Here is a 21,571-nt window from a genome sequence, read left to right on the forward strand (position 1 = left end):
CCTTTGTCGCCGGCCGCGCGTCGGAAGATGAAGAAGAAACGACGCCCGGCCAAGACCTATTCGCGCTCGGAGTCCTCCGGGAACAGCCACGGGGCATCGCTCGCGGCGAGCATCAGCAGCGGCGCGAAAGCGCACACCCCGCTCACGGCGAGCAGCAGCACCGCCACGACCGCCCCAATCGGGCGGGAGCACCCGTCATGCGAGAGGATCCACGCGAGCGCCGCGATGACGAGCGCGAGACCCGCCGTGCAGGATGCCAGCAGACAGAGCACCGGATAACGGTCGAGGAAACGTCGGGTGGCGGGGCGAACACCGGGGCCGGCAACGGGTGCCCCCATCGCTGTACCGGACCCCGCCGCCCGACGGGGCTTGATATGCTGGCCGTGAAGGTCATCGGCTCTCATTGGACGCCTCCCTTGTCTCGCGCAGGGCGCGGTTGATCTCCTGCTTGATGGATTGCAAGCCGCCCTTGGTGACCCTGACCGCCGTGTGCCCGTCGAGGGTGACCGCGAAGAGGCACGGGTAGCCGGCCGACTCCACTTGCGGGGTGCGCGTGACCGTGAACTCTCGGCCGTCGTTGTCGGTGAGCCGTGTCATCACGCCACTTTCTTATCGGCGAGCGCGGCGTTTTTTTCCGCACGCTCAAGAACTTTGTGGGGAGAAATCCCTAGGGATTGCGCGATGTTGACGAACTCCGTGAGGCGCATGTCTCCAGAGCGGAACTTGACATTCACGGTTTGCCTCGACTTTCCAATGACCTGCCCGATGTCCGCCTGAGGCACCTCGGCTGCGCGAGCCTCGCGCCTCAGTCCATCGACTGCCATCTCAGCGATTCTGTTTGAATTTACGGTCATGCTTAACAGTGTACGAATTTGCGGACATCTGTCAAGTATGAATTTACGGCGTGTCGCAAAATTCGGACATTTAACATTGAGGCATGGCAAGAACAGCGAGAATATGGAGCGATATAGATGTCGCAATGATTGACTTCTTCGCAGAGAAGAAGGCCGACGAGGGCAACCCATCGTTGCGTGTTCTCGCGGCAAGGCTCGGGATGAAACATACCCGCGTCGGGGACCTGTTCAACAAGACGAACGGTACTCCAACCTTGCAGGAATTCATCGACTTATGCCTAGGCTTTAATGTCAAGCCGTCAAATGTTTTGGACGAGGTGATTGCTAAAGCCGCGCGGGCCCGAGCTGAACGCACCGCCGATGAGGTGGCTGACCGAATCGCCGCCAATCCTGATGATTTCGACGTGGCCGCAAGCATCGATCCGCACAAGCGGGACGAAGCGAACACCCCTCGAGAATAAGGACAGGACCAATGGCCTCACTCAAGAAAACCGTGCAGGAAACACTGAGCATCAACGGGCTCGACGTCGCGATACGCGGCAACGGGGACGAAAACGACTACATTTCGCTCACCGATCTGGCGCGCGAAAAGGTCGGACCGGAAGGCGACCCGCGATTCGCAATCGGCAATTGGATGCGTCTGAAAGACACCATCGCGCTGTTGGGCATCTGGGAAAAGCTCAACAACCCGGATTTTAAACGTGTCGAATTCGACACGTTTATGGGTGAGGCCGGACGCAACGCCTTCACCATGACGCCAAGCCGATGGATAACGGCAACCAACGCCATCGGCATCCAATCCCGCCGCGGGCGCAATGGCGGCACATTCGCTCACGTGGACCTCGCCCTCGACTTCGCCGCATGGATCAGTCCCGAATTCCGACTCTACGTATTCCAGGAATACAAGCGACTCAAGAAGGACGAATCCAGTCGCCTCAACGCCGAATGGAACGAAAAGCGATTGTTCGCCGCCATGAACTACCGCGTCCACACCGATGCGATCAAGGACATGATGCCTCCACATCTGTCCCGCAACGACCAACGAATCAGATACGCACAGGAAGGGGACGTACTCAACATCGCCGTATTCGGCCGAACCGCAAGACAATGGAGAGACGCCAACCCGAACGCAAAAGGCAATATGCGCGACTACGCCAGTATCACGCAAAACCTCGTGCTGTCCAACCTCGAAAACCTTAACGCCGAAATGATTCGGGACGGCAAGTCCATCCGGGAACGGATGCTCAAACTCAACGAGATCGCACGTCGCCAGATGGAACTCTTCAACTCACATCCTACCGTGCGAAAACTCGAAGCCGAAGAGCACCACCATATAGAAAAACCGGAGGTGAATGAAAACGACGACCTACGCTGATTTGCTAGGGGAAGCCGAACTACTGGGTGTCGACGTCCGCGAGCGTTCACTAGGCAGCGATCTCGCCGGCTGCTACTACGACCCCAATCGTCTCATCATCATCGACGAGACGCTACCCGACTTCGCCCGGCGTTGCACGCTCGCCCATGAGCTCGTGCATGCGAGATACCACGATCGAGGCTGCGACCCGAACGGGTCAAAAGCCGAGAGGAGAGCCCGGCGTGAAACCGCGCTCCGACTCATCAACCCGACCGAATACGCGATCGCCGAACGCATGTACGAAGGGGATAGCTATCTCATCGCCCAAGCGCTCGACGTGACCGTACAGGTCGTGGAAGATTACAAGGAAATGCTGCACGACAGTGTGGCCGTATAGAGAAAGAAGAAAACAATGAAGAAGTCAATAGCATTGCTTGCGGCGATGATACTGCTCGCCGGACTGACCGCCTGTGGAGGAAACGACACGGCTTCAGACGCGCCGGCCAAAACGGACGGCACGTCAAAGACCGAGACCAAGAAGGAGGAGCCCAAGCCCCAGCCGGCCGACCTGACCGGCACGTGGAAGCAAACCAACTCCAACGACCCGAACTCATACATGGAGGCCACCATCAGCGGCGACACCATCGAGGTCAACTGGATCGGCACCAACACCAAGAGCCTCTACTGGAAGGGCACCTATCAGGCCCCGACCAAGGCCGGCGACTGGAAGTGGATCAGCCAGGGCGACACCGAAACTATGGCTCAATCCCTGCTCGCCTCGCAGGACGCCACCAAGAACTTCACCTACAGCGAAGCCAACGGCGTGAGCTGGGAGACCACCGCGCTCGGCACCACCATCACCGTCAAAACCACCAAACAATAAAAAATGCCCTATCGGTCTTACACACCGATAGGGCGGTTGAAGATCCAGCTAGTTCAAGAAAGGAGGACGCTTCGCCTTTCATCCTACACGGGGCGAAGCATACCCGAAAATGCTAGAACAACGTCGGCTGTTCGCCAACACCGCGATGCTCGTGAACCTTGTCGATGGACACATACCGTGTCGTGAGCCGGTTATTCTCGTCCAACGCCTTTTCCACACGCATGTCCACGCGATAAATGTCGTTGGCGCGCATGGCCTCCTCACCGTCGAGCACACGCTTCTTAAACTGCTCGTCCGCCAAGGTGACGAACTGCGTCTTGATGCCATCGGTGATGCGCCATTTTCCGTTCTCGCGGAAGGACACGTCCAACGCCTGGATGACGATTTCCACGGTATCCTCGGTACGCTCCTTCTCCTCGGGATCGTAATGGGAGATAGCGTCGGCTTCCTCCGTGTTCACAGTCTCGTCATGCACTCCGGACTGGAATTGCACGAGATCGACACCGTCGTCCAACGTCGGGGCGATCACGCCTTTGATGGCCTTGATAAGCTCCGGGTTCTTCAACGCCTCCGCAGAAGCCTTCAACTCACGCATTCTCGAACCGTCCGGGAAAGTCATATCCAGGAGGTCGAGCCCGTTCTCGTCCTTGCCGGCATCTTCCACCGTCGTCGGCTTGAAATGGGCGGCGAATTTCTTGGCGAGCTTTACAGCCCCGAAATATATAGCCATCAGGCCGGATGCGTTGACTATCGCGGTCACGCCATTACCGGTCAACAATCCCTCTGCCTCGTTGACGAAATGGAGCAGCAGGTCAATGGTGAAGGATCCCTCACGGGTCGCCTGTGCGTTGAGATGCACGCGAGCCTCGGGAGCCACGTCTTTCTGCATGATGTCGAATGCTTTGGCGAGGGACAGCAGTGCGGGTGCGAGCTGTTTCACATCCATCTCGTGGGAACGCAGGGCCTCACCGTCATAACGCACATACAGGGTATCCGCTTCGGGGCTTTGCCTGACATCAACGCCACGACCGTCGGCGGCAAGTTGCATTTGAGAACCGGCATCGTTCGCATGGATATTCTCTTGGCTCATCATTCCTCCCGCACCGTTTTGTAGGTGCACCAATCGTAACCGGACAACCTTAACAGGACATGAAGAAAGGTCATCAGATGGCGAACGTCACCAGATACAATACCAGCAAAGGCGAGACACGATGGCGCGTGAGGTATCGCAAGCCCGACGGCACGCAAACCGACAAGCGTGGCTTCAAACGCAAATCCGATGCCGTGAACTGGGCGGCGGAGCATGTCACGATAGCCAAAGCGAGGGGAGCGTACATCGACCCGCAGGACGCGAAGACCACCGTGGGGGAGCTGGCCGGCGCGTGGTTGGATGCGAAGCGCACACGAGTCAAACCGAGCTACATGGACGACCTGGAGGACTCATGGCGCGTCTGGGTCAAGCCCGCATGGGGAGACGTGCCCATCGGCATGGTGACCAGAAACGATGTGCAGAAATGGGTTACTGACATAGCGCCGCAGCGCAGCGCCAGCGTCACATTGAGGGCATACGGCATCCTCGCCGGGATCCTCGACAACGCCGTGCGAGACGGCATGATCCACGCGAATCATGCGCGCGGGGTGGAGCTGCCGCGCAAGAAGACCAAAAGGCATGTGTACCTCACCGCGCCCCAGCTGTACTCGCTGGCCGGTGAATGCGGCTGGCGTCGCGACATCATCCTCACACTTGGACTGTGCGGCATGCGCTGGGGCGAGCTCGTGCCCCTGCGCGTGCGCGACGTCGACCTCGACCGGCATCGGATCATGGTTGACGTGAGCGCCCCCATGGTCGGCGGCAAGGTCACTCCGGGGGACACCAAGACCCACGAGGGACGTAGCATCATGTACCCGGCCGTCCTCGACCGGATCATGCACGACCGCTGCGAGGGGCGCAGACCGGACGACCTGCTCTTCGAGGCTCCCGGCCGTCCGGGCGTGTATCTCAAGGAGTTCGGCGCGGCGTCCAGCGGCGACGGATGGCTCGCGTCCGCGCTCCGGCGCGCCGGCATCAGCGGGCACTTGACCCTGCATGATCTGCGGCACACGGCGGTGAGCCTCATGGTCAGCTCAGGAGCCAACGTCAAGGCCGTGCAAAGACAGATCGGGCACAAGAGCGCGGCGATGACGCTCGACACCTACGCGGATCTGTTCGAGGCTGATCTGGACAAGCTCGGCGAGCGCATGGGCGAGATGCTGCTGCGTGAGAGTGTGGGCAAAATGTGGGCAGACGATACGGCGGAGGCCGCGTAATCTGCACGGGAGTAGGGCTGTCGGGTTTCCCTTTTGCGGGTTCGACTCCCGTCATCCGCTCCGCCACTTTCCGCTCCCGCTGGCGGGAGCTGGCTCGCGTCAGCGAGACTGAGGGTGGTTTTCCACCTATCAGATAGCTACACGTGCCAGCTCCAGCAGGGGGGCTCAGTTACCCGCGTCCCCCCGTATCTCCCGCGTCGCCGGCCATCTTAATCAGCTGCTCGATGGTGACGAACTCGTACCCCTGCTTCTTGAGATCGTCGATGATGCCGGGAAGCGCCTCGACGTCCTGCGAACGGTCGCCGCCGCCGTCGTGCATCAGCACGATCGCCCCGTTATGCGCGCCCGTCATCACGGCATCATGAATCGCCTTGGCTCCGGGACGCTTCCAATCGAGCGTATCGATATCCCACAGCACATTCATGTCGATCAGGTCGGACGTCTCCTGCCACTGCTTCTTGCCGAACGCCCCGTATGGCGCCCTTAGCACTTTCGTTACATGCCCGGACGCCTTCTTCATGTTCGAAAACCCGGCGATGATTTCAGCGCGCAACGCGTCGCGGCTGAGTGTCGGCATGTCCGGATGCGTGTTGGAATGGCTCGCCACCTGATGTCCCTCCTCCAGCATGCGTTTCTCGGCGTCCGGGAACGACAGGCACTCCTCGCCCACGTCGAAGAACGTGGCCTTGACGCCCTTCTCCTTGAGGATGTCCAGGATCGGGCCGCTGTATTTGCTCGGCCCGTCGTCGAACGTCAGCGCGATGACCTTCTTCCCCTCCGGACGCGGGTTCAACGGCACGACGATCGTGTCCTGCGGCTCGACGGTGACGCCTTTGTCCACATGCTTGCCGGAACGTTTCCCGACCCAGTATTCGTGCACGCCGTCTTTCCCGGCCTGCTTGAGTATCTGTATCGAGCCACCTGCGATGTCGATGCTTTCGCCGTGCGGCACGGTCTCCTTGCTCACGGTATGGTCTTCGGTCACATCCTCGCCTGACGTCACCATCACCATGCCATCCTGCGGGATCGTCGTGCTGTCGATTGCATCCCGGCGCACGGCAGCGCCGTTGATGCTGACGACGATCGGTTTGCCGGCATGCTTCTCGATCATGTCGCCGGCCACGTCGACCAGATTGCCCGGATGCGCGTCGAAATCGCCATTGTCGCGCAGCAGTCGTCCCAACGTCATGTCGACGCTGACTTTCATGGAAGTGCCGTTTACCGTGATCGGTATCTGCCGCCAATGCCGGTCCCACATCCACCAGCCACCGACACTGCCGCCGGCCAACGCCAATATCACCAGAATGGCGACGAATGCAATCAGCCGATGCCGTCCCCTGCCGCGCCGCCCGTTATCGGGGCCGGCATCGTACTCGCCATATTCGTTCCCGCGCGTCTTCCCCGCCCGGCGCACACTGTCCCCAAACGACAGCTCTTCAATGTACTGCGGTTCTTTTGTCACGTCCTAATTTTACGGAGGTGAAGATGGGAGAAAGGTGAGGAACGGGCCGCGGCGTGCGGAGGCGATGGATTCCGCCCGGCGGCTCCGGCCGGAGTAGCGGTGGTGCCAAATGTTGCATGGTCGCGGGATAATGCAGGTATGACGATTGCAACTGCCGAACGATACGCTGAAATGCTGGACGCTGCGCGCCGCGGCGGATATGCCTACCCGGCGATCAATGTGACGAGCTCCCAAACGCTGAACGCTGCGCTGCAGGGTTTTGCCGATGCCGAGTCGGATGGCATCATCCAGGTTTCAGTGGGCGGCGCCGCGTATTTTTCCGGTCAGGGCGTGAACGACCGCGTGACCGGGTCGTTGGCGTTCGCGGCGTTCGCGCATGAGGTGGCGAAGCGCTACCCGCATATCACCGTCGCGTTGCACACAGACCATTGCGCCAAGCAGTATCTGGACGGTTGGGTGCGTCCCCTGCTGGACATGGAGGCCGATGAGGTGGCGCACGGCCGCGAGCCGATGTTCCAGTCCCACATGTGGGACGGTTCGACGGTTCCGCTGGACGAAAACCTCACCATCGCCGAACAGCTGCTCGACAAGTCCGTCGCCGCGCGCACGATCCTGGAAATCGAAATCGGCGCGGTCGGCGGCGAAGAGGACGGTCATAGCGCCGAAATCAACGAAAAACTGTATTCCACGCCGGCCGATGGCGTGAAGGTCGCCCAGCGTCTCGGCTTGGGAGAGCGCGGCCGGTACATGGCCGCGTTCACGTTCGGCAACGTTCACGGCAGCTACAAGCCCGGCGTGGTCAAGTTGCACCCGGAACTGTTGGGCGACATCCAGCGCGAGGCGGCTCAGGCCGTGGTGGACGGACGTATCGCGTCCGCCGCCGGGGCCGTCGATTTTCCGAACGGCAAGCCGTTCGCTCTGGTGTTCCACGGCGGTTCGGGCTCTCGCCCGGAAGAGATCGCCGAGGCGGTGCGGTACGGCGTCGTCAAGATGAACATCGATACGGACACGCAGTACGCGTTCACCCGTGCGATCGCCGATCATGTGTTCTCGAACTACGATGCCGTGCTCAAGGTGGACGGCGAGGTCGGCGAGAAGAAGCTGTACGATCCGCGCTCCTGGGGCCGCGAGGCCGAGAGCGCGATGGCGGCCCGCGTCGTGGAGGCCTGCAAGCAGCTCGGTTCCGCCGGCAAAGCCCTGAAGTGACGTCGGTCGCCGCGGTAGATGCAACCGCAGCTGTCGAGTTACGGTCTTCCGATATGATGGCTGAATATTGACCGGCAAAGGGGACGATGATGGATAATCAAGCACAGAGCATGATGTGGCTGAGAAGGCTGTCCATGACGAACTATCGGAAGTTTGGGGGCCGATTCAGTGCCGATGCCAACAGCAACGGCGGACATTCAGATAGCATGGTTCCAGGGCTGACCGTTGACTTCGACAGGCAGATGACCGTATTGGTCGGCGAAAACGGTGCCGGAAAGACCGCGGTGCTGGATGCCGCCGCCGTGGCGTTGGGCACGTTCCTGAAAGCGTTTCCAGAGGTTTCCGGATTGCGGATTCAAGGGAGCGATGCGCGCCGCAAATATTATTCACAATACGGGGAAACCGATATCCAAGAGCAGTTTCCCGTCAGTATCTATGCGCAAGCGGACATCGCGCAGCCGGTGCAGTGGAGAACAGTGCAGGAACGAGGGAATCCGATTGCTGTTCCTATCGAATGGCGACGGGAACTGAACAGTGCGAACGGGAGCACCACATTTTCCAAGGCGTCTGAGATATGCAGTTTGTCAGAGATGTATCAGAAGCTGGTTCAAATGGATCCAGATGCGGTGCTTCCGCTACTGGCCTACTATGGCACGGATCGATTGGGACTGCACGGCAGAATGACGGGAAAGGCAAGAGCATCCGCTTTCAAAAATCGTTTTCGCGGATATGATAGATGTCTTCAATCCAGTCTGAATTACAGGCAGATGGATGCTTGGTGGCGCAAGCAATATGACCGGTCTCTGAAAGGGTATGACGTACCTACCTACCGCGCAGTATGCAAGACCGTTGAACGGTGCTTGGAGACGCTTCTGCGCGAGAATGGGCATGCGACTGAGGCCCGGCTCGAATATGATTTCGATGATGGTTTGCGACTGAGCTACACGGATTCCGATGGAGTGCGCTTGGAGAGCATGCCGCTGTGGACCTTGAGCGACGGATACCGCGGCGTGGTGGGACTCGTGTCCGACATCGCATGGCGGATTGCGGCGCTGAACCCGTTCATGGGCGATTCCGTGATTGATTGGACGCCCGGCGTGGTGCTTATCGATGAGGTCGACTTGCATCTTCACCCGAAATGGCAGTCCTGCATTCTTGGCGTGCTGATGAAGTCGTTCCCGCAAATCCAATTTATCGTCACCACGCATGCGCCGATGGTGATCTCCTCCGTGGCATCGGACAGGTTGCGCGTCATCACGTTGGATGACAAGAACGATGGAATCTATCAGGCGGTTTCCCCAAAAAACGAGACATATGGCAGCAGTGCGAGCCTGGTTCTGCGCCATGTGATGGGATCTCTGGACAAGCCGCGGAAAGTACAGGATCTGTTCGACCGATTCTCCCGGCAGATGGATGCCGATGAGTTCCCCGAGGCGAAACAGACATTGGGGGAGCTGGAGCGAACGATAGGCGCTGACAATCCTGATCTCAGCGGTGCCCGTTCCTCGTATTTCTTCTATGCCGGGGAGGTGAGGGACTGATGCTGTACGTGGACAAAGACAATGCGCATCCGCCGAGCATTGAGATTGCCAAGGCGAAGCGTGTGCTGAAAAACACTGATGGCGTGGAGGTTTGCTATGACTCTCTGGGACAGCTTCAAGAGGCATCTCAGTTAATCCCCCACTTGTGGGATAGTTTGGGCGCCGATCAGGGATGGCTGTGCGTTTACTGCATGCGGTGTATAGCGGTGCAGCCGGTGAGTGGCGTCTCGCGGAAGCTGCATAACGAGCACTATATTCCTCGTCATCAGGACTACGAGGGATACGAAGAGGCAAGACGACATGGCAAGGAGGCGGAGCTGCCTTACCCTCAATTTACGCAGGCTGATCTTGACCGTTACTCTCTGGATTATCGCAATCTGTTTGCCGTATGCGATGGAAAATATCAGAAAGACGAAAAGGCGCCAGCCCGAGACGGACATCGTGCCCCGCATCGTAAGGAGGATGAGGAAAGCAGCGGCCCCAAGGTGACATGTGATACGTTGCGAGGCAACAGCAAGCTGACCGTTGATCCCAGGAGGAAAGACCACATCGATTCGTTGAGTTACGGCAAATTTGACGCTACACTGAGTTCATCCATTCCGGAAGTCAACGATGATATCAATGTGCGGTTGAATCTTAACTATCACTGGTTGAAAGAAGAACGTGCGATGGCGCTGGTTGGCCTTTACCAATGGTTTGAAAAAAATGCGTCGGAGCGGGATTTCCCACGCAAGTGCAGGGAGAGACTGCAGGAACTTCAACAAGGCAAGGACGGCAAGTTGCAGCCGTTCGCGCCCATGTTGATATGGGCGTTGACAAAACGAATGCGGCGGTTACCGCACCCGCCCCAGCGCTTACCTTCGCAGTAGAGGGCATACGGTAGGCTGTTCCCGGCGGAATCGTGCGGATGCGGAGGTGCAGTATGTCCGGAATCGTGTTGATCGGCGCTCAGTGGGGCGACGAAGGCAAAGGCAAGGCTACCGATCTGATCGGTACCAAAGTGGACTATGTGGCCCGTTTCAACGGCGGCAACAATGCCGGCCACAGCGTGATGGTCGGCGACCAGATGTATGCGTTGCACCTGCTGCCTTCCGGCATCATCAGCCCGAACGTCACCCCCGTGATCGGCAACGGCGTCGTCGTGGATCCGGAAGTGCTGTTCGAGGAGATTGATGGTCTTGAAAGCCGCGGCGTGGACTGCTCCCGCCTGCTGGTGAGCGAGGCTGCACATGTCATCGCGCCTTACCATCGCACGCTCGACAAGGTGACCGAGCGTTTCCTCGGCAAGCATAAGATCGGCACCACCGGCCGCGGTATCGGCCCGGCCTACGCCGACAAGATCAACCGCGTCGGCATCCGCGTGCACGATCTGTTCAACGCCGAGCACCTGCATGACAAGGTCGAAGCCAGTCTGCACCAGAAGAACCAGATTCTGGTCAAGCTGTACAACCGTCGCGCCATCGACGTGGACCAGACCACTGACGAGCTGCTCAAGCTCGGCGAACGCCTCAAGCCGTACGTCGCCAACACCGGCCTGATTCTGAACAAGGCTCTCGACGAGGGCAAGACCGTGCTGTTCGAAGGCGCCCAGGCCACGATGCTTGACGTGGATCATGGCACTTACCCGTTCGTCACTTCCTCCAACCCAACCGCCGGCGGCGCCTGCACCGGCACCGGCGTCGGCCCCACCAAGATCACCCGCGTGGTCGGCGTCTCCAAGGCGTACGTGACCCGAGTCGGCGAGGGCCCGTTCCCCACCGAGCTGTTCGACGAATCCGGCGAATGGCTTCGCCAGCAGGGCCACGAGTTCGGCGTGACCACCGGCCGCCCGCGCCGCTGCGGCTGGTTCGATGCGGTCGTGAACCGCTACGCCAGCCAGGTCAACGGTCTGACCGACCTCGTGCTCACCAAGCTCGACGTGCTCACCGGTCTCAAGGAGATTCCGATCTGCGTCGCCTACGATGTGGATGGCGAGCGTTACGACGATATGCCGACGGATCAGGCCGCCTTCTCTGCTGCCAAGCCGATTTACGAGACCATGCCCGGCTGGACCGAGGACATTTCGCAGGTCCACGAGTTCGACGAGCTGCCCGCCGCCTGCCAGGCGTACGTCAAGCGTCTTGAAGATCTGAGTAACTGCCGCATCTCCGTGATCGGCACCGGTCCTCAGCGCGACCACATCATTTCCGTCCACTCGCTTCTCGACTAGTCGCCATTCGGCGTTCTCGCCGACCCACGGCTGCCGGGACAGAGTGAATCCGCGCACTACAAGGGTTTCAGATCATGAATCAGCCTGTACCGTTCGTGCCCTCCTCGCATGACGAATCCGATGGTGGCGACGCCGCCGGCGCGGGGGACATCGAATCCGTCTCTGCCGGGTCCGATGTCGCCGACACTTCCGCGCCGGACTCGACTCCAAGCGAGGCTCACGCCCTCGCCGCGGACGAGCCGGCGCCATCGACCCAAGAGATCAGCGCCTCCGAAATCGAATACTCGGCGCCTCGGCCCACCGGACTGGCAGCCGCAGTAGCACCACCTTCCATTCCACTGGCCCCGGCCAAGCGCGTGCAGGCGAAATTCAATCCCCTCGCCGATGGCATGCTGTATTTGGTGGTGTTCGTCGGCGGGTTCTTCGGCACTGCGATACGATACGGGCTCTCGCTGCTCCTGCCGAATCCGGCCGCGCCAAGTGGTCTCCTTCATTCGTTCCACACCGCCACGTTCATAGCGAACATGCTGGCGTGCTTCATCTTCGCCGCCCTGAGCACGTACATGTCGCAGGCGGCGTGGATTCGCAAGCGCATCCGCCAGCTGGTCAGCCGCGGTGTCGGCATGGGCATGTGCGGCGGGTTCTCCACGTTGTCGGCGATGATGATCGAGGACCTGAACTCGTTGCGCGCCGAGAACATCGTGGGATTCGTGACCTACACGCTGCTGAGCTTCATCTGCGGTTTGATCATCGCGTGGCTTGGCACCATGCTGGGCCTTGCGCTGAGCCGAAAACGCGAGGCGCACGTGGTGGCTCGCGCGGTGCGCGAGTCGCAGGCCGCCGGCGCTCCGTCCGGAGCAGACTTGGCTGTTGACAGTCAGGCCGGTTCGGAACCGGCTGCGGGCCGCGTACAAGACATGCCAGTATCCGACGAACAACACCTTCCGTCGTTCGAACCGGATCCGATCACCGCGGAAATTCCGCTCAGGCCTGATCCTGAAACCGGGGAGGTGCGCTGACATGTTTGCCCTGATCTGTATGTGCGGCGGCTTGGGCGCCGTAACGCGGTTCGTCCTGAACACCTCGATTCAACGGTGGTGGAACCGCGCGTTCCCGCTGTCCACGTTCATCATCAACGTGCTCGCCACGTTCTTCGCCGGCGTGGCCGCCGCGGCCTACTTCTACCAGACGGCCGACCATTCGTCGTACCTGCTGTTCGTCACCGGCTTCCTCGGCGGTTTCTCTACGTTTTCCACGGCTATCAACGAGATGGTGTCGCTCGCCCGCAGCGGCAAATACGCCGCGGCCGCCGTGTACTTCATGATGACCGTGCTGGTGCCGGTGGTGTGTGTGGTGCTGGGTTGGGGGCTGATCGCGCTGGTGCGGTAGCTCGTCTGCGCTGGAGTGGATCTCAAAACTCGCAGATACAAAATGATGTTGTTGGAAAATAGGGGGGTTCTGTTTTTGTATCTGCAAGTTTTGAGAGCGTCGTTCTGTATACAATTAGGCGAACAGTCATATTGTGACGGCAAACGATGGAGTGGGGGCATGGTCGGGATGCGTGATGTGGCCAAAAAGGCCGGGGTGTCGTTGAGTACGGTGTCGCTGGTGGTGAATGGTGCCGGGTGCGTGTCCGATGACATGCGCGAGCGCGTCGCCGAAGCCATGCGTGCGCTCAATTATGTGCCGAACGAGCTCGCCCGCAACCTGTACCATGACCGCACCAACACCGTCGGCGTCATCGTGCCTACCATCCGCCATCCGTTCTTCGCCACGTTGGCGGCCGGTCTGCAGCGAGAGCTGTCGGAGCGGGGGCTGCGTACCATGCTGTGCTCGACGGCCGATTCGGGTACTGGCGAGGCCGAGTACGTCGACATGCTCCGCCGGCATATGATGGATGGCATCGTGATGGCGGCGCACACCGAGCACGCTCCGGATTACTGGACTTCGATCGGTCGGCCCATCGTGGGGTTCGACTGTTATCTCGGCGAGGGCATCCCATCGGTCGGCTCCGATCACGAGCAGGGCGGGCGACTGATCGCCGACCTGTTGATTCATAATGGTTCCCGGCATGTGGCGATGGTAGGCGGCCCGTGCAGGCAGTTCCATGATCTGGCGCAGACGCCGACTGGCGAGGCGGGGCAGACGGAATCGCCCGGGAACACCACGTCCCCGACCGTGCGCTATTACCTGACGCTGGAGCGTGAACTGCAGCGTGCAGGCATTCGGTGCGAGTACATCGAGGCCGGGGAAGTGGCGGATTTTCAGGGTTGTGCGACGGCCATGCGCGAACTGTTCGACCGTTTTACCGACGTGGATGCCGTAGTCAGTTCCGATATCGGTGCCGCCTGCTGCGTGCAGGAGGTGTTTCGCCGCGGCATGCGTGTGCCGCAGGACGTGCAGGTCGTCGCCTATGATGGCACGTATCTGACCGACATGGCAGGGTTGCGTCTGACCGCCGTATGCCAGGACTTCGATGCGCTTGCCGGCACGGCCGTCGCCCGCATGACGGATGCCATCGAGGGGCGCCCGGTCGATTCCGCCGGTGACGTAATCCCTGTTTCCCTGCGCGAGGCCGACACCACTCGGCGCTGATTGCCGCGCCTCCGCCAGCGAGTCCGGAGGCGGTACCTACGCCAACCGCTTCGGCGACGGCACCATCGCCTCGCTCACCGATGTGCTGCGCACCCGCTTCGCCGGGGTGTACGACGGTGTCCACGTCCTGCCGTTCTTCACGCCGTTCGACGGCGCCGACGCCGGCTTTGATCCGATCGACCACACCAAGGTGGACCCGCGCCTGGGCTCCTGGGATGACGTGGCCGAACTCAGCAAGTCCCACGACATCATCGTCGACGCGATTGTCAACCACATGAGCTGGGAATCCGCGCAGTTCCAGGACGTGCTGAAGAACGGCGAGAAATCCGAGTACTACCCGATGTTCCTGACCATGAGCTCCGTATTCCCGAACGGCGCCACCGAAGAAGACCTCGCCGGCATCTACCGCCCGCGCGGCGAATCTCGCAAGTCCCGCGCTCCCAAAAGTCTCACGCGACGCGGCCGGCATATCGGCCGTGCCGCGTCGTCGTGTAATATGCGAACGTTACGATAGTTGTATACCCGTAACGAGAGCGCACAAGGGAAGAGAAGTAAACCGATATCATGACCGATGATCAGCAGCAACCGAACGAATTCCCCGCTCCGAAGCCGTTGCCGGGCAGCGTGTACATTCGCCCCGGCATCGATGATCGGCCTGATTACGACAAGGTGCTCAGCCCCGAAGACAAGTCCGCGGTCGCCCGCTTGGCCGTGCATCAGCCGCGGCGCAAGGTCGAGGCGTCCGTGACGCAAGCCGAGACCCAGGTCGCGCAGATGACTTCGGAGGGATCTCCCGCGGCGGCCGCGGCCTCCGTCGACACGGCGGTCCCGGACATGGGCTCGGCGTACGTGGACATGCGCGACCCGGTGGTCAGCGCCGACGGCCAGCGCCCGAACCCCGGTCAGGTGACCCGCCTGTCGTGGGGCTTCGCGGTGGGCGCGACCATGGCGATCGTGCCATGGGCCGCATTGAACCTGCTCGCGCTGCCTGCGGTCATAGCGAAAGTCAGCTGGCAGCGGGTCTCCGGCGCGGTTGCCTCCCGCGCGGCGTTCTCCGGTGGCGGCCAGAAACTCTCCGAGAGCCTGGTCAGTCGCATTGGCATGGTCGGCGACGGCGGGGTGGCGTCGGCATGGGCCATTGATCTGGCCGTGGTTGTTGTCATGGGCGTCGTCGTGTCGCTGATTGCCGAGGCCGTCGTCTCCGCGCTGTCCGATCGCACGCGCGTGGCCGCTGGCCGGCGCACGCCGTGGATCATCGCGGGAGGCGTCGTCTCCGCGGTGATGACGCTGGCGCTGGGACTGTGCTCGAACGTGGTGGGCATCGCGTTGCTGTGGGGTCTGGTGCAGGTCGGTTATGTGATGCTGACCGTGCCGATGGCGGCCGCGTTCAGCGAGCGAGTGCCCGACAAGTTCCGTCCGCGCATCGTGCGCGCGCGTGGCATCGGCCAGATGGTCGGCCAGGCGCTGGGCGTGTGGATCGGCGTCGCCTGCGTCGTGTTCGGCGGGCTGTATACGCCGTTCGCCACGGCCGCCGCGGTGTTCCTGCTGGCCGGCATCGTGCCGGTGCTGGTGTGGCCGAAGGAACCGTCGAGCGAGGAGCAGCCGCATACGGCGATGAGTGCGCACATGCTGATGGAGCGGTTCCGCGCGCCGCGGCACGCCGTCGAATTCTGGAAGGCGTTCGCTTCGCGCTCCTTGGTGTCGGCTGGTGTCGGACTGACGACCATGTTCCTGTGGTTCATCGCATCGGCGCTGATCTTCCGGGATTGGTTCACGCAAGGCAACTCCTCTCCGATCGCGGTACCGGTGTGCTCGTTGATCGCCTCGATGGCCTTGGCGACGCTCGTCGGCTCCGTGGGTGCCGCGTTCATCGCCGGTCCGGTGGGTGAGTACATTGAGGATCCGCGGTATCTGTCGGTCATGTCCTGCGTGCTGTACACGGTGGCGTTGGCTTTGCCCATGACCATGCCGAGCGCCGTCAGCATGGTGCTGTTCGCCCTGATCGGAGGGTTCGCGTTCGGCCTGATCGATACGTTCGGCCAGTTGCTTGCGATGGGCGCGTTGCCGGATGCGCGTTCGGCCGGCCATGATTTGGCGTTCTTCAACCTGTCTAATTCCGTCGGTCTGGCGCTCGCCGCGATAATCGGCGCGGTCGGTGTGGCCGTCGCCGGCGGTTTCTCGGTGCTGTTCCCGGCGGCCATCGTCTGTGTGCTCGCGTCCGCGGTCGTCACGATTTCGATGAAGCGCTAGCAATCCGGCCGGATTGGCCGCTGTCGCGCTTCGTTTGGGATTGAGGCATCATCCTATCCGCGATTAGTCCCATCCGTTGCTGCTGAAATGGGACTTTCGCGGGATGGGGCGTCGATGTGTCTGTCTGTAATGCAGGCGGAACGCAGACAGGTTGTGCCGACGCCGCCGATGTTGTTATGCCGCGGCCGTCCACATAGTGAACCTTTGATGGCTGTCGTGGAATCCCGCGCCTATGTTGTCAGACAGTCGAGCGCGAAAGAGCTCGAAAGACACGTTCGATACCGAAAGGAGGTTCGCCGCGATGACTGGATATGCTGCTGATAACGCCGCTAACGCAACCACTGTTAACGTTGTTCTGCTGTCTGCACGAATTATTATTCCGTCTTCGCTGGCGGACTGATTCGGCATCACTGCTTGGAACCCCGCCAACGAAGGCAGGGCTCAGCGAGCAACCAATCGTATAGCCCTGCACGAGTCGCGGGGCTTTTTTTGATGCGTCCCACAAGGTCACCGGATCAGCAAAGCGGCAAACGAGAGAGAACAGAGTAAAAAATCGCGGGCTCGTCCGCGTGCAGTAACAGGAGCTAACAATGACAGCAGTCACACTGACAGCTGACGGCACCACTTCGGTGGGTGGAAAAGCAAAGGCGATGGTCCGTGACTCGGTCAAGACCGTGATCACCGCCTCGATGGTCGGAACCGCCATCGAATTCTACGACTTCTACGCCTACGGCACCGCCGCAGCGAACTACTTCCCGCACATCTTCTTCTCCGCGAAGGACAACCCCACCGTCGCGCTGCTGATGAGCCTGCTGACCTTCGCCATCGCGTTCATCGCTCGTCCGCTGGGATCCCTGATCTTCGGCCACTTCGGTGACCGCATGGGCCGCAAGACCACGCTGGTCGTCTCGCTGATGACTATGGGCGTCAGCACGTTCCTCATCGGCTGCCTGCCGACCTACAGTCAGGTCGGTGTCGGCGCGGTCGCGGTACTGTGTCTGCTGCGTTTCATCCAAGGCATCGGCCTTGGCGGCGAATGGTCCGGTGCTGCGCTGGTCGCCACCGAGAACGCGCCCGAAGACAAGCGTGCGCTGTACGGCTCCTTCCCGGAGCTCGGCGCCCCGATCGGCTTCTTCCTGTCGAACGGCACCTACTTCGTGCTGGAGTCGTTCAATGACACCGATGCGATGTGCGCCTGGGGTTGGCGTGTGCCGTTCCTGCTGTCCGCCGTGCTGGTGATCATCGGCCTCGTCGTGCGAGTCCACATGGAGGAGACCCCGATCTTCCGCATGGCCCAGGAGCAGAAGAAAGTCGTCAAGTCCCCGCTGACCGAGGTGTTCCGCAAGTCCTGGAAGCAGGTGCTGCAGGCGACGTTCCTCGTGGCCGTGACCTACACGCTGTTCTACACGCTCGCCACCTGGTCGCTCGCATGGGGCACCAAGATCAAGCGTGAAGGCGGCGGCGACCTCGGCTTCACCAACCAGGAGTACCTGCTCATGCTGATGATCTCCATCTGCGTGTTCGCGCTGTTCATCGTGCTTTCCTGCCTGTATGCCGACCGGATCGGCCGTCGTCGCGTGCTGATGTTCTCGTCCTGCGCGCTGGTCGTGTTCGCCGTGCTGTTCCCGTTCCTGCTGGACAGCGGCCTGGTCGGTCAGAAGAACTTCGCGGCCACCATGGTGTTCCTGTGCCTCGGCTTCGCCCTGATGGGCATCGCCTTCGGCCCGATCGGCGCCTTCCTGCCCGAGCTGTTCGACGCGAACGTGCGTTACTCCGGCTCCGGCATCGGCTACAACCTCGCCGCCATCGTCGGCGCTGCTTTCGTGCCGACCATCGCTACGTGGCTGTCGAAGAACTTCGGCGTGCATTCGGTGGGTCTGTATCTTGCCGTGATGGCCGTCTGCTGCCTGATTGCGTTGGCGACCTGCAAGGAGACCAAGGACGTCGACTTTACGAAGTGACGGCGATGGTCGGGTACCGCCCGGCCGCGCTTGAACTCCCAAAAAATAACAACAATACACAAAAACAATCATTCAATATTTGGACGTGGGCAACCACGTCGCCTCCAGTGGTACTAGAACTGAGCCACAGGAGGGGATGACTTTGGCGCGGGACACAATCCCGCGTGGAAGCCGTCTGCAACCAAGAGGGCCGTCGAAAGCGAGCGCGTTCGGCGGCAAGACATCCAATTAAAGGAGTGCCTATTATGGCAGCAACTATCTGGTATGAGAAGGACGCCGATCTGTCCGTGTTCGATGGCAAGAAGGTCGCCATCCTCGGTTACGGCTCCCAGGGCCACGCGCATGCGCTGAACCTGCGCGACTCCGGCGTTGACGTGGTCGTCGGCCTGCGCCCGACCTCCAAGTCCGTCGAGTTCGCCAAGGAGCAGGGCCTTGAGGTCAAGCCGGTCGGCGAGGCCGTCGCCGAGGCCGACGTGGTCATGATCCTGCTGCCCGATCAGTACCAGGCCGCCGTGTACAAGAAGGACGTCGAGCCGAACCTGAAGCCGGGCGCTGCCCTGGCCTTCGCTCACGGCTTCAACATCCACTACGGCTACATCAAGCCTTCCGAGGATCACCCGGTGTTCATGGTCGCTCCGAAGGGCCCGGGCCACATCGTGCGTCGTGAGTACGCCGCCGGCCGTGGCGTCCCGGTCGTCGTGGCCGTCGAGCAGGACCCGGACGGCAAGACCTGGCCGCTGTGCCTGGCTTACGCCAAGGCTCTGGGCGCCCTGCGCGCCGGCGCCATCAAGACGACCTTCACCGAGGAGACCGAGACCGATCTGTTCGGCGAGCAGGACGTCCTCATGGGCGGCATCAACCACCTGTGCGACCTCGGCTTCGACGTGCTGACCGAGGCCGGCTACCAGCCGGAGATTGCCTACTTCGAGGTGTTCCACGAGCTGAAGATGCTGGTCGACCTGGCCAACGAGGGTGGTCTGAACAAGGCCCGTTGGTCCTGCTCCGACACCGCCCAGTACGGCGACTACACCTCCACCGTCATCACCGACGAGACCAAGAAGCGCATGCAGTACCAGCTCAAGCGCATCCAGGACGGCTCCTTCGCCAAGGAGTTCATGGATGACCAGGCTGCCGGCGCCCCGAAGTTCAAGGAACTGCAGGAGAAGTTCTCCCACCCGCACCTTGAGACCGTCGGCCCGAAGCTGCGCGCCATGTTCTCCTGGAACAACGGCCCGGCCAAGGACCAGGACGAAGCCGAGTCCTTCAACGGCAAGATCGCTCGTACCCAGGTTCAGTGATCGCCTCCGCTCCGGCTCCCGCTGGCGGGAGCCGCCAGTCGGTCGCAGACTGACTGAGAGCGGTGCATAACAAGGCCGCCGTTCCCGTTCCTTCGGGAGCGGCGGCCTTCTGCGTTGCCGGTGATGCGGCCGGTAACGAAGCCGACATTGCCGCGTCCTGCGCCGCGTCACCCGCTCCCCGCCTGAACTGTTCATACTCCAATAGTGAGATGGTTCACGTTGTGGACGGTGAGGGGGCTGTGGCGGCGTTACCGGTAGGATAGTCCTCAGTTCTAAGGACAAAATCCTTAACGCTTGGATCGACCGGGCCCATGCCCGACCCCAAACGCGCGGAATGCAGGCTCCTGCATAATGCGCAACCACAAACGACACCGTGTGCCGGCAAGAGTGCCGGTACGCAAGTAAAGGAGTGCCAAACATGGCTGCACAAATCTGGTATGACAACGACGGTGACCTCTCCGTGCTCGAAGGCAAGAAGGTCGCGATCATCGGTTACGGCTCGCAGGGCCACGCGCATGCGCTGAACCTGCGCGATTCGGGTGTTGACGTGGTCGTCGGCCTGCGCCCGACCTCCAAGTCGGTCGCCTTCGCCAAGGAGCAGGGCCTTGAAGTCAAGTCCGTGCCGGAAGCCGCCGCCGAGGCCGACGTAATCATGATCCTGGCCCCCGACCAGTACCAGCGCACGATCTGGGCCAACGACATCGAGCCCAACATCAAGCCGGGCGCGGCCGTCGCCTTCGCCCACGGCTTCAACATCCACTACGGCTACATCAAGCCTTCCGAGGATCACCCGGTGTTCATGGTCGCTCCGAAGGGCCCGGGCCACATCGTGCGTCGTGAGTACGCCGCCGGCCGTGGCGTCCCGGTCGTCGTGGCCGTGGAGCAGGATCCACGTGGCGACGCTTGGGACATCACCCTGGCTTATGCCAAGGCTCTGGGCGCTCTGCGTGCAGGCGCCATCAAGACCACCTTCACCGAGGAGACCGAGACCGATCTGTTCGGCGAGCAGAATGTGCTGATGGGTGGCGTGAACAAGCTCGTCGAGATGGGCTTCGAAGTCCTCACCGACGCCGGTTACCAGCCGGAGATCGCCTACTTCGAGGTCTGCCACGAGCTGAAGATGCTCGTCGACCTCATGAACGAAGGCGGTCTGAACAAGGCCCGTTGGTCCTGCTCCGACACCGCCCAGTACGGCGACTACACCAACACCTGCATCGACGAGCACGTCCGCGAGCGCATGCAGTACCACCTCAAGCGCATCCAGGACGGCTCCTTCGCCAAGGAGTTCATCGACGACCAGGACGCCGGCGCTCCGAAGTTCAAGGCGCTGCAGGAGGAGTACTCCAACGTGCGCATCGAGACCGTCGGCCCGAAGCTGCGCGCCATGTTCTCCTGGAACAAGGACGCCGTGAAGGACGCCGACGAGGCCAACTCCTTCACCGGCAAGATCGCCCGCGCCCAGGTGCAGTGATTTCTGAAGCTGTGAGGCCGTAAGGCCGTAGAGCTGTAAAGCCAGGCCTTACCGCATGACTCAGGTCGTTGTCTTCGTCGTTCATCGCCGAAGACGCCGACCTTTCGTTTATCTGGTCCTATTAATGTGTTCGTAAGCAATGTGCTTACGAACACATTAATAGTATCAAGGGTTGCTATC

Annotated in this window: 21 protein-coding genes and 1 pseudogene; 17 read left to right on the forward strand and 5 right to left on the reverse strand. The window is 61.2% G+C overall.

Annotated features, from left to right (window positions below; all coding sequences use genetic code 11):
* Positions 1–56: 56 nt before the first annotated feature.
* Genes MMB49_RS00915 through MMB49_RS00925 form a run of 3 tightly spaced genes read right to left on the reverse strand, consistent with a single transcriptional unit; the run spans position 57 to position 824 of the window.
* Positions 57–404 (reverse strand): hypothetical protein, encoded by a 348-nt coding sequence (locus MMB49_RS00915; RefSeq protein WP_047297657.1) that lies wholly within the window; start codon positions 402–404, stop codon positions 57–59.
* Positions 391–597, reverse strand: a complete 207-nt coding sequence (locus tag MMB49_RS00920; protein WP_047271339.1) for a hypothetical protein — start codon at positions 595–597, stop codon at positions 391–393. Before MMB49_RS00920 ends, MMB49_RS00915 begins: the two co-directional genes overlap by 14 nt.
* Positions 597–824 (reverse strand): hypothetical protein, encoded by a 228-nt coding sequence (locus tag MMB49_RS00925; protein ID WP_047297658.1) that lies wholly within the window; start codon positions 822–824, stop codon positions 597–599. The genes MMB49_RS00920 and MMB49_RS00925 overlap by 1 nt, the downstream gene beginning before the upstream one ends.
* A gap of 155 nt (positions 825–979) precedes the next feature.
* On the opposite strand from MMB49_RS00925, the gene MMB49_RS00930 reads away from it, so the two are divergent.
* The 4 genes from MMB49_RS00930 to MMB49_RS00945 are packed head-to-tail and all read left to right on the forward strand — an operon-like array spanning position 980 to position 3,091.
* Positions 980–1,315 carry a hypothetical protein gene (locus MMB49_RS00930; protein WP_047271343.1) on the forward strand — a complete coding sequence of 112 codons (336 nt, stop codon included), beginning with the start codon at positions 980–982 and terminating at the stop codon, positions 1,313–1,315.
* Positions 1,316–1,326: 11 nt separating this feature from the next.
* The gene (locus MMB49_RS00935; RefSeq protein ID WP_047271344.1) at positions 1,327–2,229 is read left to right on the forward strand and encodes a KilA-N domain-containing protein; all 903 of its coding nucleotides are present in this window, start codon (positions 1,327–1,329) and stop codon (positions 2,227–2,229) included.
* Positions 2,207–2,605, forward strand: coding sequence for an ImmA/IrrE family metallo-endopeptidase (locus MMB49_RS00940; protein ID WP_047271346.1), 399 nt, complete (start codon positions 2,207–2,209; stop codon positions 2,603–2,605). The genes MMB49_RS00935 and MMB49_RS00940 overlap by 23 nt, the downstream gene beginning before the upstream one ends.
* A 15-nt stretch (positions 2,606–2,620) precedes the next feature.
* Entirely contained in the window at positions 2,621–3,091 is a 471-nt protein-coding gene (locus MMB49_RS00945) for a hypothetical protein (RefSeq protein ID WP_047271348.1), read from the forward strand.
* 112 nt (positions 3,092–3,203) lie between these two features.
* Here the strand turns inward: MMB49_RS00945 and MMB49_RS00950 are convergent, their stop codons facing one another.
* The gene (locus MMB49_RS00950; RefSeq protein ID WP_229940910.1) at positions 3,204–4,181 is read right to left on the reverse strand and encodes a hypothetical protein; all 978 of its coding nucleotides are present in this window, start codon (positions 4,179–4,181) and stop codon (positions 3,204–3,206) included.
* Between the two features lie 77 nt (positions 4,182–4,258).
* Between MMB49_RS00950 and MMB49_RS00955 the strand changes: the two genes are divergently transcribed.
* Positions 4,259–5,398: a tyrosine-type recombinase/integrase gene (locus MMB49_RS00955; protein WP_047271350.1), complete on the forward strand. Its 1,140-nt coding sequence runs from the start codon at positions 4,259–4,261 to the stop codon at positions 5,396–5,398.
* A gap of 169 nt (positions 5,399–5,567) precedes the next feature.
* Here MMB49_RS00955 and MMB49_RS00960 read toward each other — a convergent pair whose 3' ends face one another.
* Complete coding sequence (locus MMB49_RS00960) at positions 5,568–6,860, reverse strand: polysaccharide deacetylase family protein (RefSeq protein WP_047271355.1); 1,293 nt, start codon at positions 6,858–6,860, stop codon at positions 5,568–5,570.
* A gap of 138 nt (positions 6,861–6,998) precedes the next feature.
* Here MMB49_RS00960 and fbaA point away from each other — a divergent pair, with 138 nt between their 5' ends.
* The 12 genes and pseudogenes from fbaA (at position 6,999) to ilvC (MMB49_RS01020) (ending at position 21,391) form a co-directional block, all read left to right on the forward strand.
* Positions 6,999–8,066 carry a class II fructose-bisphosphate aldolase gene (gene fbaA, locus MMB49_RS00965; RefSeq protein WP_047271357.1) on the forward strand — a complete coding sequence of 356 codons (1,068 nt, stop codon included), beginning with the start codon at positions 6,999–7,001 and terminating at the stop codon, positions 8,064–8,066.
* 86 nt (positions 8,067–8,152) lie between these two features.
* On the forward strand, positions 8,153–9,607 hold the full coding sequence (locus MMB49_RS00970) for an AAA family ATPase (protein WP_047271359.1): 1,455 nt from the start codon (positions 8,153–8,155) through the stop codon (positions 9,605–9,607).
* A complete protein-coding gene (locus MMB49_RS00975) occupies positions 9,607–10,476 on the forward strand; it encodes a hypothetical protein (RefSeq protein ID WP_047271361.1) in 870 nt (289 codons plus the stop codon). Before MMB49_RS00970 ends, MMB49_RS00975 begins: the two co-directional genes overlap by 1 nt.
* 53 nt (positions 10,477–10,529) lie before the next feature.
* Complete coding sequence (locus MMB49_RS00980) at positions 10,530–11,816, forward strand: adenylosuccinate synthase (protein ID WP_003811495.1); 1,287 nt, start codon at positions 10,530–10,532, stop codon at positions 11,814–11,816.
* A 74-nt stretch (positions 11,817–11,890) separates the two neighbouring features.
* A complete protein-coding gene (locus tag MMB49_RS00985) occupies positions 11,891–12,835 on the forward strand; it encodes a fluoride efflux transporter FluC (protein WP_047271363.1) in 945 nt (314 codons plus the stop codon).
* 1 nt (position 12,836) lies between these two features.
* Positions 12,837–13,205 carry a fluoride efflux transporter FluC gene (locus MMB49_RS00990; protein ID WP_013389414.1) on the forward strand — a complete coding sequence of 123 codons (369 nt, stop codon included), beginning with the start codon at positions 12,837–12,839 and terminating at the stop codon, positions 13,203–13,205.
* A gap of 159 nt (positions 13,206–13,364) precedes the next feature.
* Positions 13,365–14,411, forward strand: coding sequence for a LacI family DNA-binding transcriptional regulator (locus MMB49_RS00995; RefSeq protein ID WP_047271364.1), 1,047 nt, complete (start codon positions 13,365–13,367; stop codon positions 14,409–14,411).
* 64 nt (positions 14,412–14,475) lie between these two features.
* Positions 14,476–14,826, forward strand: a pseudogene (locus tag MMB49_RS01000) (alpha-amylase family glycosyl hydrolase); the annotation flags it as partial.
* A 149-nt stretch (positions 14,827–14,975) separates the two neighbouring features.
* Positions 14,976–16,661 carry an MFS transporter gene (locus MMB49_RS01005; protein WP_047271368.1) on the forward strand — a complete coding sequence of 562 codons (1,686 nt, stop codon included), beginning with the start codon at positions 14,976–14,978 and terminating at the stop codon, positions 16,659–16,661.
* 590 nt (positions 16,662–17,251) lie between these two features.
* Positions 17,252–18,622, forward strand: coding sequence for an MFS transporter (locus tag MMB49_RS01010; RefSeq protein WP_047271369.1), 1,371 nt, complete (start codon positions 17,252–17,254; stop codon positions 18,620–18,622).
* A 245-nt stretch (positions 18,623–18,867) separates the two neighbouring features.
* Positions 18,868–19,920, forward strand: coding sequence for a ketol-acid reductoisomerase (gene ilvC / locus MMB49_RS01015; RefSeq protein ID WP_003811512.1), 1,053 nt, complete (start codon positions 18,868–18,870; stop codon positions 19,918–19,920).
* Positions 19,921–20,338: 418 nt separating this feature from the next.
* Positions 20,339–21,391 carry a ketol-acid reductoisomerase gene (ilvC, locus tag MMB49_RS01020; protein WP_047271370.1) on the forward strand — a complete coding sequence of 351 codons (1,053 nt, stop codon included), beginning with the start codon at positions 20,339–20,341 and terminating at the stop codon, positions 21,389–21,391.
* The last annotated feature ends 180 nt before the right edge of the window (positions 21,392–21,571 follow it).

This window comes from Bifidobacterium sp. SKU (genome assembly GCF_026016405.1).
In the GTDB taxonomy this organism is placed as follows: domain Bacteria; phylum Actinomycetota; class Actinomycetes; order Actinomycetales; family Bifidobacteriaceae; genus Bifidobacterium; species Bifidobacterium bifidum.

Coding starts and splice junctions, on each gene's coding strand:
- ilvC (WP_047271370.1), top strand. CDS start 20,339: ATGGCTGCACAAATCTGGTATGACAACGACGGTGACCTCTCCGTGCTC.
- MMB49_RS00940 (WP_047271346.1), top strand. CDS start 2,207: ATGAAAACGACGACCTACGCTGATTTGCTAGGGGAAGCCGAACTACTG.
- MMB49_RS00945 (WP_047271348.1), top strand. CDS start 2,621: ATGAAGAAGTCAATAGCATTGCTTGCGGCGATGATACTGCTCGCCGGA.
- MMB49_RS00925 (WP_047297658.1), bottom strand. CDS start 824: ATGGCAGTCGATGGACTGAGGCGCGAGGCTCGCGCAGCCGAGGTGCCT.
- MMB49_RS00930 (WP_047271343.1), top strand. CDS start 980: ATGATTGACTTCTTCGCAGAGAAGAAGGCCGACGAGGGCAACCCATCG.
- MMB49_RS00915 (WP_047297657.1), bottom strand. CDS start 404: ATGAGAGCCGATGACCTTCACGGCCAGCATATCAAGCCCCGTCGGGCG.
- MMB49_RS00920 (WP_047271339.1), bottom strand. CDS start 597: ATGACACGGCTCACCGACAACGACGGCCGAGAGTTCACGGTCACGCGC.
- MMB49_RS01010 (WP_047271369.1), top strand. CDS start 17,252: ATGACAGCAGTCACACTGACAGCTGACGGCACCACTTCGGTGGGTGGA.
- MMB49_RS00985 (WP_047271363.1), top strand. CDS start 11,891: ATGAATCAGCCTGTACCGTTCGTGCCCTCCTCGCATGACGAATCCGAT.
- ilvC (WP_003811512.1), top strand. CDS start 18,868: ATGGCAGCAACTATCTGGTATGAGAAGGACGCCGATCTGTCCGTGTTC.
- fbaA (WP_047271357.1), top strand. CDS start 6,999: ATGACGATTGCAACTGCCGAACGATACGCTGAAATGCTGGACGCTGCG.
- MMB49_RS00970 (WP_047271359.1), top strand. CDS start 8,153: ATGATGGATAATCAAGCACAGAGCATGATGTGGCTGAGAAGGCTGTCC.
- MMB49_RS00975 (WP_047271361.1), top strand. CDS start 9,607: ATGCTGTACGTGGACAAAGACAATGCGCATCCGCCGAGCATTGAGATT.
- MMB49_RS00935 (WP_047271344.1), top strand. CDS start 1,327: ATGGCCTCACTCAAGAAAACCGTGCAGGAAACACTGAGCATCAACGGG.
- MMB49_RS00995 (WP_047271364.1), top strand. CDS start 13,365: ATGGTCGGGATGCGTGATGTGGCCAAAAAGGCCGGGGTGTCGTTGAGT.
- MMB49_RS00980 (WP_003811495.1), top strand. CDS start 10,530: ATGTCCGGAATCGTGTTGATCGGCGCTCAGTGGGGCGACGAAGGCAAA.
- MMB49_RS00955 (WP_047271350.1), top strand. CDS start 4,259: ATGGCGAACGTCACCAGATACAATACCAGCAAAGGCGAGACACGATGG.
- MMB49_RS00990 (WP_013389414.1), top strand. CDS start 12,837: ATGTTTGCCCTGATCTGTATGTGCGGCGGCTTGGGCGCCGTAACGCGG.
- MMB49_RS01005 (WP_047271368.1), top strand. CDS start 14,976: ATGACCGATGATCAGCAGCAACCGAACGAATTCCCCGCTCCGAAGCCG.
- MMB49_RS00950 (WP_229940910.1), bottom strand. CDS start 4,181: ATGAGCCAAGAGAATATCCATGCGAACGATGCCGGTTCTCAAATGCAA.